We start from the raw sequence: 15,072 nt of genomic DNA on the forward strand, positions 1-15,072 counted from the left end.
CCAGGTGCTCATCCATCTCTGCTTCCATCATTTCTTTGATTGTGCCGCCAAGCAGATCCTTGAGAGCATCCTGAATATCCTCTGCGGACTGGATGTCATACTCCTGAAGGAGCTGCTGGATAATGTTCCTTTTCCCATCTGTCATTTGTACTTTGTGTACGGGTTTCTTTTCTCTTGCCATAATAAAAGGCTCCTATGATTTTTATTTTACCATAGAAGACCTTATAAAACCTTAGTTACAGAAAAACTTTCACATACTCAGCTTTGTTCAACATAATGCGGACTCGAATTAGGCAACAAGCCGTTGCACAATTACTCCAGCTCTTTTTCAATATCTTCAATGGACGGAAGGCTACTACGCAATTCTTCCGGTAATGCCTTAGCCATCTGGTTTTTCCACTCCTCCACGCCAATGGGATTCTGGTAGCCGGCTAGAGAATACTCTACTACAGTTTCGTTTTTACCCTTTACCAACAACAAACCAATCGTTGGCTTATCGTCCGGGTGTCGCAGAATATCGTTAACCACATTCTGATACATATTTAGTTGGCTAATAAATCCTGGTTCAAAGTCACAGGCTTTTAGCTCAACTACGACAAAGCACCGCAGTTTTAGATGGTAAAACAGAAGATCGAGATAAAAATCATCACCGCCTACTTCCAAATGTACCTGCCGGCCTACAAACGCAAATCCTTGCCCCAGTTCCAAAAGAAAGCTCTGAATATGTTCAGTAAGTTGCCGTTCAATCTCTATCTCCCGCCGGGGCATATCCGTTCCGAGAAAATCAAACAGATACGGGTCTTTAAACACCTGATTAATCAGATCGGAATCCTCTGGCGGAAGTGCTGCCGGGAAGTTATTCACACTCCTACCAGAACGCTCCATCAGTCTGCTTACTATTTGCAAGTCTAAACTTGTTTTACTCCAGCCATTTTCAATTACTTTATAAGCATACCAAATACGACTTTCTTCATCTTTCAGTTTATCCATTAAAGAAATATTAGTTCGCCATAGTATTTGTGCAACGACCCGTTACACAATTTCAAAGTCAGGCCAACTCTCGGCAAACTTTCTCATATATTTTATGTTTCTTGGAGAAAAGCCTGACATTTCCGGGAAGGCATCCTTTAAATCCTTTGCCATACGGTCAATGATTTTGGCGCCCCAGCCTTCCTCCGCCTGCCTTTTTAGAATACTTCTGCCAATGTTCCAGTACAGGTAAATCATATTGGAATTAGCATTTAATACAACAGAAACCCCTGCTTTTGAATTTCCGATTTTACTTCTTCTATAAATTTCAAATAAGCATCACTCATCTCGGAAAGATTCGGCACAACTGGGAATATTACTCCATTTTTATTCTTTCCCATTTGATTTCGATTATCCAATTTCTCACCTCGCTATTCCCTTTAGTTAAATTCCTCTACCTATGCTATACGCTTTTGCAACATCCAAATTATAGTGAGCAACCCGTCTCACTACGGTTTTTTCCCATCCTTTTGAACTATCGCAAAATTTGCGACAGTTGCAGGCTGGTCTTGCAATTCCTCTTTTTCAAAGCGTTTTTAATATATTTTCCAATCGTTTTTTACATTGCGCTCAATTAATTTGGCCATCTGTAAATAAGATAATTTCCATTTTATTCATTGTAATCCACCTGTCATAGCTATTATATATTGCCTTTCTGCTGCAACAGAATGATACTTTCCGTATGTGGTGAGCAGACTATAATAATGGCGAAAAGATATAGTTTCCTTCTTAATGGAAATTATTCGTCAGCATCCTACTAATTATTTTTTTCCGTCCATCTTATCTAATTCCCCAATACTCTCTAAAAAATGACATTCCACAGGAGACAATATATATTCCTGATTTCTTTTATATTTCTCATACTCCAAATGCGCCTTTTCTAAGGCCTGTTGATGTGTTACTTTCCCCTTTGTTGTTAATATATCACGTCTGGTCATCCTTAGATAATCATCAATCGTCTCCAGCCAGTCTTTCATATACATAGGCTCCTGATTTAAAGCATGTACCTCCGCAATATCTAAATATGCCGTAACAATTTTATTGAGCGCATCCAACTCTTTTTCATCAAGATAATTTTTCGCCACTTCTACATCAGAGCGATTTATACGTTTGCCACTCCATGTAGTCAGTCCCATATTATCTTTATCCGCATCTGCCCTTTGATAAATCACCTCTGCCGCTGTATACTTATGTGCTGCCCAATGCATCTTGTTCTGAACCTGTTTAAAAAACTGCACGGAGCTCTCCGCCTTCGGATTATAGTCAATACTAGTCGCATAAATTTCCAGCACTTTTCTCCAAAACACCTTTTCTGAAGACCTTATATTCCGGATACGCGCCAGCAACTCATCAAAATAATTTCCCCCACCAAGATTCTTTAATCGTTCATCATCCAGTGCAAATCCTTTTTTCATATATTCTTTCAGAATATTTGTTGCCCAAATCCTAAATTGTGTTCCTCGTAAAGATTTTACGCGATAGCCAACAGAGATAATAACGTCAAGATTATAAAAATCCACATGATATCTTTTTCCGTCGGAACCAGTTGTTGCAAAATTTGCAACAACTGAATTTCGGCTTAACTCGCCTTCTAAAAAAATATTTTTTATATGTCTGGATATCGTGGATTTATTTCTTTGAAATAGATCTGCTATCTGATCTAACGATAACCAAACAGTATCATTATCAAACGTAACTTCAACTTTGGTAACCCCATCCTCTGTTGTGTACATCAATATATTAGATTTTTCCACTTTCTCTTCCCCCGCCAAAAGATCTCCGAAAAAAATTCGATGATTATACTATTCCTTAAGTTTCCATATCCATTTCACTATATTTTACCATACTCCCCTCACCATTACCATCTGAAAGATTCCTTCCTGTCCGTTTATTTTCCCCTCTGCAACATAACATCCTCGTTTACCTATTATTCAAACTCACATATCTGATATCCCTCTTTTTCAGCATAACAAATTATCAACCGCTTCTCATAAACATCTATTCTCTTTACTCTATCTTTTACAACATTTTCACCATATTCCCCATTACACACAACTTCTCCCAACATATTTCTTACATATTGATCGTTCAAGGTAGGTGAATTTTTACACTCCACCTTTCCTTTTTCCAGCTTTGTCCCGCATCTCCACACAATCTTTCCACGCTCCGTTCTACGCCTGAATCCTCCCCCACAATCCCCACATACCAATAAATTACTAAGCAAATATTTGTTGCTATATCGGTTACCACTGCTAATCTGATTGCCGTCAGCTGTTCTGAGCAGTCTGGCTCTATTAAGCATTTCTGCCTGCACTTTATCAAATATTTCCGAAGAAATAATGGCCGGATGACTTCCTTTTACATAATATCTGATACGCTGTCCTACATTTTTCTTTCGTATACCATTTAGATAATCCTCTGTAAATGTTTTCTGAAGCATCATGTCTCCCTTATATTTCTCATTCTTTAGCATTTGTTGTATTACATTTGCACTCCATACCTCTTTACCTGTAACCGTTTTTATACCATTATCTTCCAGATATTTTTTAATCTGTGAAAATGTGTATCCCCTCAAATATAACTCAAAAATTAATCGTACTACTTTAGCCTGTTCAGGAACAATTACCAATTCCCCTTCCACACACAGATACCCCATAAAATGTTTGTAGCTGCTAAATAATCCTTCTTCAAATTTTCTTTTAATCCCCCACTGAATATTCTCACTCAAGTTTCTGCTTTCTTCTTGTCCCATTGCTCCTGATAAGGTTATTGCCGCTTCTGCATCCGGATCAAGCGAATTCACATTTTCAATTTCAAAATACATTTGAATCCCCCTTTCTTTCAAATATCTCATAATCTGCAATAGCTCTACCGTATTCCTGGATATTCGTTTTGCTGATTTAGTGATTATGTAATCGAATTTCCCCTCTATTGCACTTTCTAACATATGTTTCAATCCGTTACGGCCCTTTTTCCTTAATTCACTTCTTCCACAATCCCAGAATACTCCTGAAAATACCCAACCTGGATGATCTGATATCTGTTCTGTATATGCCACAATTTGATGAGCCAAACTGGTTAACTGCGTCTCTTTCTTAGTGCTGACGCGGCAATATGCCGCCACTCGCAGCGGTTCCATATTCTCTTTTTTCACAGGTATATAATATATCTTTTTCACAACACATTACCTCGTTTCATCAATAAGGAAAAGGCGCGAAAGCCAAAAGCCTTCACGCCTCACCACACGGCAACTATACAATCTCACCTAATCATCATTTAACACTCTTTTGCAACAGGACAATACTTTCCGTATGCCCCGTCGCCGGAAACATATCCACCGGCCACGCCTCCTTCGCCACATACCCCAGCTTTTTAAAATACTTTAGATCCCGGGCCAGCGTCTCTGGGCCGCAGGAGATATATACCACCTTCTTAGGCTTCAGCTTCGCCACCGAATCCATGAATGTTTCCGTACTCCCGCTGCGCGGCGGTCCATGAATACAACGTCGGCACGTCCGCCTTCTGCTGCCATCTCCTCCATAAATCTGCCTGCGTCATTGCAGTAGAAACGAATATTCTTAATCCCATTGCATTTCGCGTTGCTGATGGCGTCACGGACTGCCTCTTTATTCAGCTCTACGCCGATAACACTGTCCGCCGATTTGGAGGCGATAATGCCGATCGTACCGATTCCGCAATATGCATCAACTACCGATTCCTTTCCTGTAAGCCCGGCTAACTCCATCGCCTTTTTGTAAAGTACTTCTGTCTGAACCGGATTTATCTGATAAAAAGATTTGGAAGAAATACGGAAACGGCACCCGCAGAGAATATCCTCTATGTACCCTTTTCCATAGAGCACGTGTTCTTTATCTCCCAGCACCATGCTCGTTCCCCGTCCATTGATATTTTGAATGATCGTAGTGATATCCGGATGCTTCTGTCTGAGCGCCTTTACAAAATTATTCTTGGAAGGAAATACAGGAGAGGCCGTCACTAGAACGACCATAATTTCATTCGTTGTAAATCCCCTTTTCACCAGCACATGGCGAAGAAGTCCGTATCCCGTATCCTCGTCATACGTCCTGATCTTAAATGATCTCAGCATGCCGCGGATTGTGCCTATGATTTCATCCGCTTTCTCATCTTCAATGAGGCAGCTTTCTACAGGTACCACAATATGACTGTTCGCCTGGTATACCCCGGAAATTGGATTTCCTTTCCGATCATGATCGAAGACTGCGTGAACCTTGTTCCGGTAATGATAAGGATTTTTCATGCCGATGATCGGCTTGACCGGACAAATCCCCTTTAACAGTTCTTCCATCATTTTCTGTTTCTTTTTCAGCTGTTCATTATATGGCATGTCAAGAAGCTGACATCCGCCGCATTTTTTATATACAGGACACTGGCCCATTGTTTTCCCTCTTTTCTCCAAACTCTGATTTCATTTTTTCTTTCGTGTTACTGCATTCCTACATGATTTTTATACATGCCCGCTTTCTCTTCTTCCCTATCTCCGATCCCCTGTCTTCCTCCATATCCTCCGGATAGATTCATCCATTTTTTCGTCCGGCTTTCAGAATGTTGCTATTCCGGCAATTCCGGCTTTTCCAGCTTTTCCGGCTGCCGATTTTCTGTCACATATCCATGTCATAAGACTCTTCCTTATTTCTCTTACTTATCTCTCTACTCTGCCTGAATCCGTACAATGCCCTATGCTCTGTCTGTATCCATGCAATGACCTATGCTCTGGTATACCACCTGTTTTTTCCGCTCCGTTCTTGCTTTTTCGCTGATTTCCTGTATAATAATCAAAAAACAGAGGCATTGAGGGCTTTGCAAAGGAGAAACGATTCCTCTCGATATCAGATGAATTGACCTGGCTACTGCCGGGAACGAAAGCCGACATTGGGGCCATCTCCTATTTTACTTTTATACTGCCCTCAAAGCCACCGATAACGGGCAGGCACGGAAAATGCAGACGAAAAATGATACGGTTGTCGTTTTTTGCCATAAACTGCCGCTGCCGTTTTTCAGCCATCATTCAGCAGGAGGATAACAAACATGGGACATCATCATATGGACACGATTCAAACAAATACGCCTCAGTCAGATACCATTCATACCCATACGATACATACGGCCGATTCGGTAACAGCGCCGTTTTTTTATATCGACAGGACAATCTATACAGGACGTCCCAATTCACCAATGGGACGGCTTCCAAAAGAAATCCGCACTTATGATCTGCTGGACAGCCTGGGAGTCTCCTATCAGCGCCTTGACCATGATCCAACGGCGACCATTGAAGCCTGCCACGATATCGATCAGCTCCTTGGAATCGAAATCTGCAAAAATCTGTTCCTATGCAACGCTCAGAAGACAAAGTTCTATCTTCTCATGATACCTGGTTCCAAGAAATTCCGGACCGCACAGCTTTCCAGGCAGATCAATTCTTCCCGCCTTTCCTTTGCCGGCCCGGAATTCATGGAGAAGTACCTCGATATCACTCCCGGTTCTGTCAGCGTTCTGGGGCTTATGAATGACAGGGACAATCATGTTCAGCTTCTCATTGATCAGGCTATTCTGGAAAATGAATATATGGGCTGCCATCCATGCATCAACACATCCAGCCTGCGCATCCGCACAAAGGATATTATGGAAAAATTCCTTCCTGCCATTGGCCATTCCCATCTGACCGTTGTGCTTCCCTCAGATGATGAAGAACACCATTCCTGACCGGATATTTATTTCCTGATCTCTCTCGTATATTCCTCCAGCCATGTCCGTTCCTCTTTATCAAGGTAAGGGGATATCTTTTCCCGAACGGCTTTATGATAGCGGTTCAGCAGCTCGATGTCCCTCTCCTCCATCACGGATACGTCGATGGCATCCAGGTCAATCGGGGCAAAGGTCACGAATTCGAATTCCATGAACTGGCCGTATTCGTTCTTCTCTCCCCTGTGGCAGAGCATCAGGTTCTCTGTCCTGATTCCATGGCTTCCTTCCATGTAAATTCCCGGCTCGTCAGAGGTGAGCATGCCTTCTTCCATCACCCAGTCCTGATCTGCGGCGGACGATTTCCACCGTATGGAATTCGGACGCTCGTGGACATTCAGCAGATACCCGACGCCATGGCCCGTTCCATGATTAAAATTAAGATTTTGCTGCCACAGCGGCTCTCTGGCGATATAATCCAGGTTTGCACCGCTGCAGCCGTAAAGAAATCTGGCATTTCCCAGACGCAGCATCCCCATTGCCACAAGCGTGAAATGCAGTTTTTCTTCGTCTGTCAGTTCACCCAGAGCAATGGTTCTTGTGATGTCCGTCGTGCCTTCATAATACTGTCCGCCAGAATCCACCAGATACAGCCCTCTCGGTTCCAGCTTCGTATTATTCTCCCCGTTCACAGAATAATGGCACATCGCGGCATTTGGACCATAGGCGGAAATCGTATGAAAACTGGGTCCCAGATAGCCCGGCTGCTCTTTTCTCAAAGCTTCCAGTTGATCCGATACCCCCATCTCGTCCATCCTGACTTTTCCGATATTCTTTTTCAGCCAGTATATAAACTTTGTAACGGCAGCGCCATCCTTGATGTGGGCGCGTCTGATGTTTTCCATCTCCGTCTCATTCTTTACAGCTTTCATACGGGAACATGGGTTCATCTTGTCTATAACCACGTTGGAAGAGTCCACGCTTCTCCAGAGAGCCGTATTCATTTTCCCCTTTTCCAAAAGGATTTTCTCATTTTTCAGTCCCTTAACAAATTCATATATCTCTTCATACGGATGCACTTCCAAATGATTTTTCTCGAAATATGACCGGACATTCTGATCAAGTGCCTTTCCCTGAATGAAAATCATGTTCTTCTCTTCGGTCATTACAAAATAGCAGAGGGCCACTGGATTGGTAGGAATATCGTTTCCTCGGATGTTGAGAAGCCATACAATATCATCCAGCGTCGTCATAATATGAACGGACGCGCCTGCATTTTTCATTGCTTTTTTAAGCTCATCCAGTTTGTTGGCGGCACTCTTTCCAGCATATGCTTCGTCCAGAATCCATACGGGTTCTGACGAAAGCGCCGGGCGGTCATTCCAGATTTCTCCCACCAGATCCAAATCACAGCAGATCGTACCCCCTTTTTCTGCCGCACATCGTTCCAACGCCTCTCCCATCTCTGCATTGATGACTCTGCCGTCGAATCCCAGCACGCCTCCGTCCGGAAGTTCACTTTTCACGTATGCCTCTATGGACGGAACGCCCTCTTCCCCCATTTTCATAAGCAGAATACCACTTCCATCCATCTCCGTTTCTGCCTGTACAAAATATCTTCCATCCGTCCACAGGCAGGATTCCTTCTGTGTGACAACCACCGTACCTGCCGATCCTGTAAAACCGGTCATATATTCCCTGCACTTAAAATAAGAGCCTACATATTCCGATTCATGGCAGTCTGCCGTCGGAATCATATAGGCGTCGATCTTCTTATCCCTCATTACGTTTCTGAGGCGTTCCAGTCTGTCCCTGATTTCCATCCGTTCTTTCCTCTCTTTCTTTCATCTTTCCGGAACCGGAAACAAGACGCAGCCGTGATACCAGATGATATATAGACGCTTCCTCCGCTCTGCCTCCTGCCCCGTCGGATATATCTGTTCATATATAATATTATTATAACAGTTTGTCATCTGGTATCAAAAGCCTGCCTGCTTCTGCATTTTTCATTTTAATTCCGTTATCTGCTCATGGCATCCCTGATCGCTTCTGCGATTCCCTCACTGTACGTCGGATGGGCCCTCATAGCCAGCGACAGCTGGGAAGCAGTCAGTCCGTTGGCAATGGCCGTTGCCATTTCTCCGATCATATCCGTTGCACGCGGACACATAATCTGAGCACCTACGATCGTATTCGAGTACGCTTCAAATACCAGGCGGATAAAACCGCTCTGTTCCTTGACAATAATCGATTTTCCATTGGTGCTCATATTATAATGGCCGCATCTCACCTTCATATTCAGTTTTTTTGCCTGCTCCTCCGTAATTCCTACGGTAGCGATTTCCGGATCGGTAAATATACAGCTGGGCACAACCGGAAGGGATACGTACATTCCATTGGGAACGACTCTAAGGCGCATGCTGTGTTCTTTTCCCACGATGGATTCCACTACATATGTTCCCTGAGCAGCCGCCACATGGGCCAGCCGAATCCTTGACACCACATCGCCAACCGCATAAATTCCCGGTTCACTGGTCATGAATCCCTCATCTACAGCCAGGTGGCCGTTTTCCATCTTCAGTTCCACATCTGAGCCGAACAGGCCTTTCATATAAGGCGTACGGCCTGTTGCCATCAGAATCTGGTTGGAGCGGACGGATATCTCCTCTCCGTCCTTTTCCACCACACATGTCAGTCCTTCTCCAATTTCCTTTACGGCTGCTCCGCAGTAAATGGTAATTCCCTTTCTTCTCAGCTCATCCTCCAGTTCTCTGGACACCTCCCGATCCATAGGAGCCAGAAGCGTATCGCTCTGTTCGATAATCGTCACTTTCGAGCAGAGGGCGCTGAAAATCGTTGCAAATTCAACACCGATTACACCGCCTCCGATAATCGTAAGCCTGTCGTAATTCCAGTTTCTAGAGGACAATATCTGATCGCTTGTCACAACACCGGGACGGTTGATTCCAGGTATCGGCGGAATCGTCGGTTTCGCACCGGTAGCTATGATAATATGATCGGCTTCATAGAAATCTTTGCCGTTTACTCCATTCACCTCTATCGTTCTTCCACGCCTGATTGTGGCTGTTCCCATGATCAGGTCCACACTGTTCTTTTCAAACAGTGTTTTTATCCCTTCCCGGTATGTCTTGACTGATTTTCGTTTATAATCCTGCATCTTGCCGAAATCAAAGGAAATGAAATCCGTAGACACACCGAACTCATCACAGTTCTGCATTTTGGCAAACATACCGGAGGCGAACAGAAGGGCTTTCGTCGGAATACATCCCCTGTTAAGGCATACCCCGCCCAGTTTCTCCTTTTCCACAACAGCTGTCTTCAGTCCCAACGATGCGGCCTTCAGAGCCGCCGTGTATCCTCCTGGACCTCCTCCAATAATAATCAGATTATATTTTTCCGCCATATCTCTGCTCCCTTTTATTTATAATTCGTAAAAAGCCCCAGTTCCATGCAGGCTTTCCATATACCGTCCTCTCCAATATCAGCAGTAACGTAATCCGCCGCTTCTTTCAGCGCTTCCACCGCATTTCCCATCGCAATCCCGATTCCCGCCTCCTTAAGAATCTCATAATCATTCATGCTGTCTCCAAATGCGATTGTCTCTGACAGCGGAATCTGATAATATTCACATAAGCGGACAAGCCCGTTCGCTTTGGAGGCTATTATCTCTACGACATCGGCTCCTGTTTTTCCGGCAAACATGGGCAGCTTCAGTTCAGGGAAATTTTTTTCTATATCCTTTACACCCTTTTCCTCTCCAATATAAGCCAGCGTTCTGATCTGGCCGTCTACCAGCTGCCATGGGTCCTTAAACTTACGGCCGCACGTTCCCCAGCGCACCACATCCGATTGAGAGACTACTTCCGGATGCAGATAATAGTCTTCGTCGTCAATCGTAGCGCCGATGCTGTAACCCCTTTCATCCGCAAAGGCAAACAGCCGCTTTAAAAGCTCTTTATCCATCGTATGTTCATAAATCAGTTCTCCGTCCACAGTAATCTTCGTTCCATTCAAATGGATAATCGCATCTGGCTTTACAACTTCCTTATACTCCCTGCTGTAATAATTATCCATATCCCGCCCTGTCGCCAGGATCACATAGGAATCTTCCCTAAGCCGCTCCAGGGCAGCCAGGGCGCTGTCAGGTATGGTATATGTCGCATGATCCAGAAGCGTCTGGTCCAGATCGAAACTGACAATTCTTCTCTTCCTACAACTGTTCATCATCCCTGCCCTCTTCTCCTTTTTCACTTAATGGTTCACTTTCTTCATCAATTTTTTCTACGGCTGCTCCCGTTTTCGCCAGAGCCGCCCTTGCTCTCTTCTTTTTACTGCCCTTTATGATAAGGACTACGACCAGAATAATAATGAGAATCAGCACGATCACCGCAGCCACAGCACCGATCAGCAAAACTCTCATACTCCGTTCGACCGCTCGTTCATACTCAGCCACTTTATCCTCCACATTCATGGCCGCTCTGACAGAATCGGCAATGCCCGAAACGGTGCCGTCTTCAAAAATATTTTCCAGACCGCAGTCTGCTGTCACTTCCTTATAAGGCAGGCTTCCCCCCAAAGCAGAAAGGTGCATATATTTATCAACGGCCTCTTCTCTGTTCTCCAGAGATTCCAGCCAGATGTCCAGGGATGAAAGTGCCGAAGTTGCATAGCCGATATAGTACAAAGGCTCTCAAAGGTATGAGGCACCTCAATCCATGCATACGCCTGATCCGCACCATACGGATACTGATACCCATACTCTCTGGCGATCTCCATAAATGTCCGGTTGATTTCCTCCACGCTCATATCCGGATTTTTATAAACCGTATTCTGGAACTCGTCGTACAGGCAGCCTTCACGGATTCCGTAAAGCATCCGGCTTACCGTTTCATACCGGAATGCCTCTCCGCCCTCTCCAAACAAGTCGTCTGCATAAGGGTAAAACAGCATTTCCAATCCCTGGGAATGTATCTCAAATACATCCATACGGGACAGTTCCCAGATCGAAGGGGTCAGACTGTGAAACATCTGATTATAATGGCCGAATTCATGAATCACTGTGCTGTAATCCCCATAGTATCCGGAAGGACTGTTAAAAATAAATGGAACGCCGTAAGAATAGAGGGTGGCTGTAAAGCCAACGCCCATTTTGCCGTCATCCGCTTCTATATCATAAAGGTGATGATCTCTCATATAGGAATACGCCTCAGACAGCTCCGGATGGATTTTTCCAATATACGGCTCCACTTCGTCCAGAATCTCTTCCCCCTTTTTCCCTTCGCCTGCCTCGATCAGTGCATTTACATCCGTTGTGGACTGAGCAGCCAGTATTTCCGTATAGAGCGGAATAATCTTGTCTTTTACTTCCCTGTAAACCTGTTTTATTTCCTCTGTGGTAAAATCTCTGGCATATATTTCTTTATAAGCATAATCTGCATAATTATCATATCCGTTTTCCTGGGCTATCCCATTTCTCACCTGGACCATTTCCTTATAAATTTCACCGATTACGCTGTTTTTTTCCTTTGACAGGGCCAAGTACACATCATAATTCTCATCCGGGTCTTCCGGGGCTTCTTCGTTATACCGTTCCGTAGTCCACTCTTCCCCGTTCACTTCTGCCGTATAGCTGTCCATCAGCGCCTGATCATATTCCTGAACCAGACTCAGGTCCTGTGCCCTCAGTTCGAATTCTCTTTCCGTCATAGGCTTGTAATCTTCCAGCTGTTCTACGCCGCTTTCTCCTATTTTCTCTCTCAGAAACGGTCCATAGGGAGAATCAATCGCTTTTTTTAATACGATAAAAACGCCGTCTCCCAGCTCATTGCCCATCTGACTCAGCTTCTGGCTCTCTTCCTGCGCTTCCTCATTATGAACATCCTTATAATAAATCAGATCGTTCAGCGTATTCTGGGTATTAAACAGGTCGATCTCCGAGACCATGGTCTCATACAGTTCCTCCACCCGCTCTTCCTGCCCCGCCTTCCCCAGACTGCAGATTTCATCCATTTCTCTGATAGCTGCATCCAGTTTCGTTCTGTCATAGCCCGTATATTTCATTTCTGAATAGTCCAGATCGGAATGGTATTTCGGCTGATACCAGCCGCCCTCAGGTACCTCAGACGCCGCTGATACTGTCCCTGTTACAGTAACGGCAATGATCGCTGCCGATAGGATACTTTGTTTCCAAAAGCATTTACTGCTCTTTTTATTCATTCAATGCTCCTCCTGTATGCTTTTTATGCTTTTATTTCCAAGCTTATCCATAGACCAATCATACCATACCTTTTTGCCTTGCACAATCACGAAAGACGGGAAGAAGGCGCTGCCTTTTTCCTTTCAGCAGCGCCCTCCGTATATAGTTCCACACTTTTAAGGCGTAGAAAACGTTTCGCGCTTTTCATGCGCATAACTGTTTATCCGTTTGTCATGCTCCACATCATGGAAGAGTTTGCCAAGTATGACGTTTGTATGGTACAATCTCCGTAAAGAAACAAACAGAGAGGAACATACCATGCAGATCAGCATTTTACTTATAAAACAGATACTTCAATTATTCTTTATGGTCCTGATGGGATACGCCGTAGTAAAACTTCATCTCCTGAAAGACGATGACAGCAAAATACTTTCCAAACTGGTGCTTTACCTGATTACCCCCTGTGTCATGATTAATGCCTTTCAGGTAGATTTTACAAAAGAGAAAATGAACGGGCTGCTTCTTACCTTTGCAGCCGGCATTCTCCTTCAGGCACTTCTTTTGTTTGCCACATGGTTTTTGCGCTCCGTCTTTCATTTAAATGTCGTAGAATGGACATCAGTTTACTATTCTAATTCAGGAAATCTGATCATCCCGTTAATCACATATATACTTGGGGAAGACTGGGTACTGTACGCCAGCGGTTTTCTTTCTGTACAGATGATCATGCTCTGGACTCATTGTAAAAATGCCTTCAGCCATGAGGGAAAAATCGACTTAAAAACCATTTTCGGCAATATCAATATGATTTCGATCTTTGCAGGAATTATTTTATTTTTCCTGAAAATCCGGCTTCCGGAGGTTGTAAACGGCACTCTGCATTCCGTTGGCAATATGATCGGACCGATCTGTATGATCGTAACTGGCATGCTGATCGGAAATATGGATTTAAAGGCGGTATTTTCAAATAAACGGATTTACTTCATCACATTTTTGCGCCTTGTCGCTTTTCCTCTGGCTGCCATAGTCATCCTGTATGCCAGCCACCTCGCGGCGCTCATGCCGGATGGAAAAACGATCCTGCTTGTAACCTTCCTGGCAGTGATCACCCCGTCCGCTTCCACCATTACACAGATGGCGCAGGTATATGGTGACGACGCCAAATATGCCAGTGCAATTAACGTTATGACGACACTTTTATGTATTCTGACCATGCCGGCGATCGTGTTTCTTTATCAGCTTGTAATATAACAAAAAAACGCTCACTTTCCTGGAAAGTAAAAAACTTCGGCCTGAATACGTTTTGCGTAAACAGGCCGAAGTAAAAGGGGAGGATAAGTATTCTGTTATCTTTGGTAACTGTTTATAGTATTGGCAGAAGCCTGAAGTTTATTCACTTTTAATAAAAAATATTTTGCAAATTCGATCATTCTGTTGTATACTGGCAGTTGGAACTTCATATGAAGAATACGATAAGAAGGATGGAGTTATAAGATGGCTATTTTAGAGACATGGAGAAACCTGGCTTACGGTGACGGCCTGGACGAAAAAAAGCGCGAAGAATTATGGACAAAATATTTTCAGATCGAAAAGGGCATTTATGAAAAGATTCTGTCTGATCCTGCACAGATAATCGAAGGAACAGTTAAGGAACTGGCAGATAGATATGAAACAGAAGTATTGATTATGACAGGATTTTTGGATGGTATCAATGAAAGCTTAAAAGGATATGAAAATCCGATCGATACAATGGAAGAAGATACTCCTGTTAAAATCGAGATCGATCCTGAAAAACTGTACTACAACATGGTAGAAGCAAAAGCCAACTGGCTGTATGAACTGCCTCAGTGGGACAGCATTCTTCCAGAAGACAGGAGAAAAGAACTGTATAAGGAGCAGAGAGCTTCCGGCACGGTACGCCGCCAGACGAGAAAAGTTTATCCAAACGATAAGTGTCCCTGCGGCAGCGGAAAGAAATACAAAAAGTGCTGCGGAAAGAACATGTAATCATAAAGCAAATAACCGTGAACAGATCAGCAGCCCCTGTTTCCCATGATATCCATGAGGAAACGGAGGCTGTTTTTTTCGCTTTTTCGATTGAATCT

13 protein-coding genes and 2 pseudogenes are annotated in these 15,072 nt (G+C 43.8%); 3 read left to right on the top strand and 12 right to left on the bottom strand.

Features of this window, described 5'->3' with window-relative positions:
* The 7 genes and pseudogenes from DXA13_RS11065 to rlmD all read right to left on the bottom strand — a co-directional run.
* Positions 1–181: pseudogene (locus tag DXA13_RS11065) on the bottom strand (IS256 family transposase); the annotation flags it as partial.
* Positions 182–312: 131 nt separating this feature from the next.
* Positions 313–885 carry a DUF1016 domain-containing protein gene (locus DXA13_RS21760; protein ID WP_347559829.1) on the bottom strand — a complete coding sequence of 191 codons (573 nt, stop codon included), beginning with the start codon at positions 883–885 and terminating at the stop codon, positions 313–315.
* Positions 886–936: 51 nt separating this feature from the next.
* A pseudogene (locus tag DXA13_RS21765) lies at positions 937–1,227 on the bottom strand (DUF1016 N-terminal domain-containing protein); the annotation flags it as partial.
* A 563-nt stretch (positions 1,228–1,790) separates the two neighbouring features.
* Entirely contained in the window at positions 1,791–2,762 is a 972-nt protein-coding gene (locus DXA13_RS11075) for a virulence RhuM family protein (protein ID WP_347559830.1), read from the bottom strand.
* A 194-nt stretch (positions 2,763–2,956) separates the two neighbouring features.
* Positions 2,957–4,207, bottom strand: a complete 1,251-nt coding sequence (locus tag DXA13_RS11080) for a recombinase family protein (protein ID WP_118244420.1) — start codon at positions 4,205–4,207, stop codon at positions 2,957–2,959.
* A gap of 94 nt (positions 4,208–4,301) precedes the next feature.
* On the bottom strand, positions 4,302–4,490 hold the full coding sequence (locus DXA13_RS23100) for a hypothetical protein (RefSeq protein ID WP_347559826.1): 189 nt from the start codon (positions 4,488–4,490) through the stop codon (positions 4,302–4,304).
* A complete protein-coding gene (rlmD, locus tag DXA13_RS11085) occupies positions 4,469–5,446 on the bottom strand; it encodes a 23S rRNA (uracil(1939)-C(5))-methyltransferase RlmD (RefSeq protein ID WP_347559827.1) in 978 nt (325 codons plus the stop codon). The genes DXA13_RS23100 and rlmD overlap by 22 nt, the downstream gene beginning before the upstream one ends.
* Before the next feature lie 797 nt (positions 5,447–6,243).
* Here rlmD and DXA13_RS11095 point away from each other — a divergent pair.
* The gene (locus DXA13_RS11095) at positions 6,244–6,771 is read left to right on the top strand and encodes a prolyl-tRNA synthetase associated domain-containing protein (protein ID WP_347559831.1); all 528 of its coding nucleotides are present in this window, start codon (positions 6,244–6,246) and stop codon (positions 6,769–6,771) included.
* Between the two features lie 8 nt (positions 6,772–6,779).
* Here the strand turns inward: DXA13_RS11095 and DXA13_RS11100 are convergent, their stop codons facing one another.
* The 5 genes from DXA13_RS11100 to DXA13_RS11120 all read right to left on the bottom strand — a co-directional run bounded on the left by DXA13_RS11100 (position 6,780) and on the right by DXA13_RS11120 (position 12,987).
* Positions 6,780–8,573 (bottom strand): aminopeptidase P family protein, encoded by a 1,794-nt coding sequence (locus DXA13_RS11100; RefSeq protein ID WP_118244424.1) that lies wholly within the window; start codon positions 8,571–8,573, stop codon positions 6,780–6,782.
* A gap of 197 nt (positions 8,574–8,770) precedes the next feature.
* Positions 8,771–10,174 carry a dihydrolipoyl dehydrogenase gene (gene lpdA, locus DXA13_RS11105; protein ID WP_118244427.1) on the bottom strand — a complete coding sequence of 468 codons (1,404 nt, stop codon included), beginning with the start codon at positions 10,172–10,174 and terminating at the stop codon, positions 8,771–8,773.
* Between the two features lie 14 nt (positions 10,175–10,188).
* Positions 10,189–10,998, bottom strand: a complete 810-nt coding sequence (locus tag DXA13_RS11110; RefSeq protein ID WP_118244429.1) for a Cof-type HAD-IIB family hydrolase — start codon at positions 10,996–10,998, stop codon at positions 10,189–10,191.
* Positions 10,982–11,362 (bottom strand): M3 family oligoendopeptidase, encoded by a 381-nt coding sequence (locus tag DXA13_RS11115; protein ID WP_147348024.1) that lies wholly within the window; start codon positions 11,360–11,362, stop codon positions 10,982–10,984. Before DXA13_RS11115 ends, DXA13_RS11110 begins: the two co-directional genes overlap by 17 nt.
* A complete protein-coding gene (locus DXA13_RS11120; RefSeq protein WP_118244433.1) occupies positions 11,317–12,987 on the bottom strand; it encodes a M2 family metallopeptidase in 1,671 nt (556 codons plus the stop codon). The genes DXA13_RS11115 and DXA13_RS11120 overlap by 46 nt, the downstream gene beginning before the upstream one ends.
* Before the next feature lie 244 nt (positions 12,988–13,231).
* Here DXA13_RS11120 and DXA13_RS11125 point away from each other — a divergent pair, with 244 nt between their 5' ends.
* Together DXA13_RS11125 and DXA13_RS11130 are read left to right on the top strand one after the other, a co-directional pair.
* Positions 13,232–14,218, top strand: a complete 987-nt coding sequence (locus tag DXA13_RS11125; protein ID WP_347559828.1) for an AEC family transporter — start codon at positions 13,232–13,234, stop codon at positions 14,216–14,218.
* A gap of 243 nt (positions 14,219–14,461) precedes the next feature.
* Positions 14,462–14,974: an SEC-C metal-binding domain-containing protein gene (locus DXA13_RS11130; RefSeq protein WP_118244435.1), complete on the top strand. Its 513-nt coding sequence runs from the start codon at positions 14,462–14,464 to the stop codon at positions 14,972–14,974.
* Positions 14,975–15,072 lie beyond the last annotated feature (98 nt).

Origin of the sequence: Clostridium sp. AM58-1XD (genome assembly GCF_003464085.1) — a bacterium.
In the GTDB taxonomy this organism is placed as follows: domain Bacteria; phylum Bacillota; class Clostridia; order Lachnospirales; family Lachnospiraceae; genus Lachnoclostridium_A.

Coding starts and splice junctions, on each gene's coding strand:
- DXA13_RS11115 (WP_147348024.1), bottom strand. CDS start 11,362: ATGCACCTTTCTGCTTTGGGGGGAAGCCTGCCTTATAAGGAAGTGACA.
- DXA13_RS11095 (WP_347559831.1), top strand. CDS start 6,244: ATGGGACGGCTTCCAAAAGAAATCCGCACTTATGATCTGCTGGACAGC.
- DXA13_RS11075 (WP_347559830.1), bottom strand. CDS start 2,762: ATGTACACAACAGAGGATGGGGTTACCAAAGTTGAAGTTACGTTTGAT.
- lpdA (WP_118244427.1), bottom strand. CDS start 10,174: ATGGCGGAAAAATATAATCTGATTATTATTGGAGGAGGTCCAGGAGGA.
- DXA13_RS11130 (WP_118244435.1), top strand. CDS start 14,462: ATGGCTATTTTAGAGACATGGAGAAACCTGGCTTACGGTGACGGCCTG.
- DXA13_RS11120 (WP_118244433.1), bottom strand. CDS start 12,987: ATGAATAAAAAGAGCAGTAAATGCTTTTGGAAACAAAGTATCCTATCG.
- rlmD (WP_347559827.1), bottom strand. CDS start 5,446: ATGGGCCAGTGTCCTGTATATAAAAAATGCGGCGGATGTCAGCTTCTT.
- DXA13_RS21760 (WP_347559829.1), bottom strand. CDS start 885: ATGGAGCGTTCTGGTAGGAGTGTGAATAACTTCCCGGCAGCACTTCCG.
- DXA13_RS11125 (WP_347559828.1), top strand. CDS start 13,232: ATGACGTTTGTATGGTACAATCTCCGTAAAGAAACAAACAGAGAGGAA.
- DXA13_RS11100 (WP_118244424.1), bottom strand. CDS start 8,573: ATGGAAATCAGGGACAGACTGGAACGCCTCAGAAACGTAATGAGGGAT.
- DXA13_RS11110 (WP_118244429.1), bottom strand. CDS start 10,998: ATGATGAACAGTTGTAGGAAGAGAAGAATTGTCAGTTTCGATCTGGAC.
- DXA13_RS23100 (WP_347559826.1), bottom strand. CDS start 4,490: ATGGATTCGGTGGCGAAGCTGAAGCCTAAGAAGGTGGTATATATCTCC.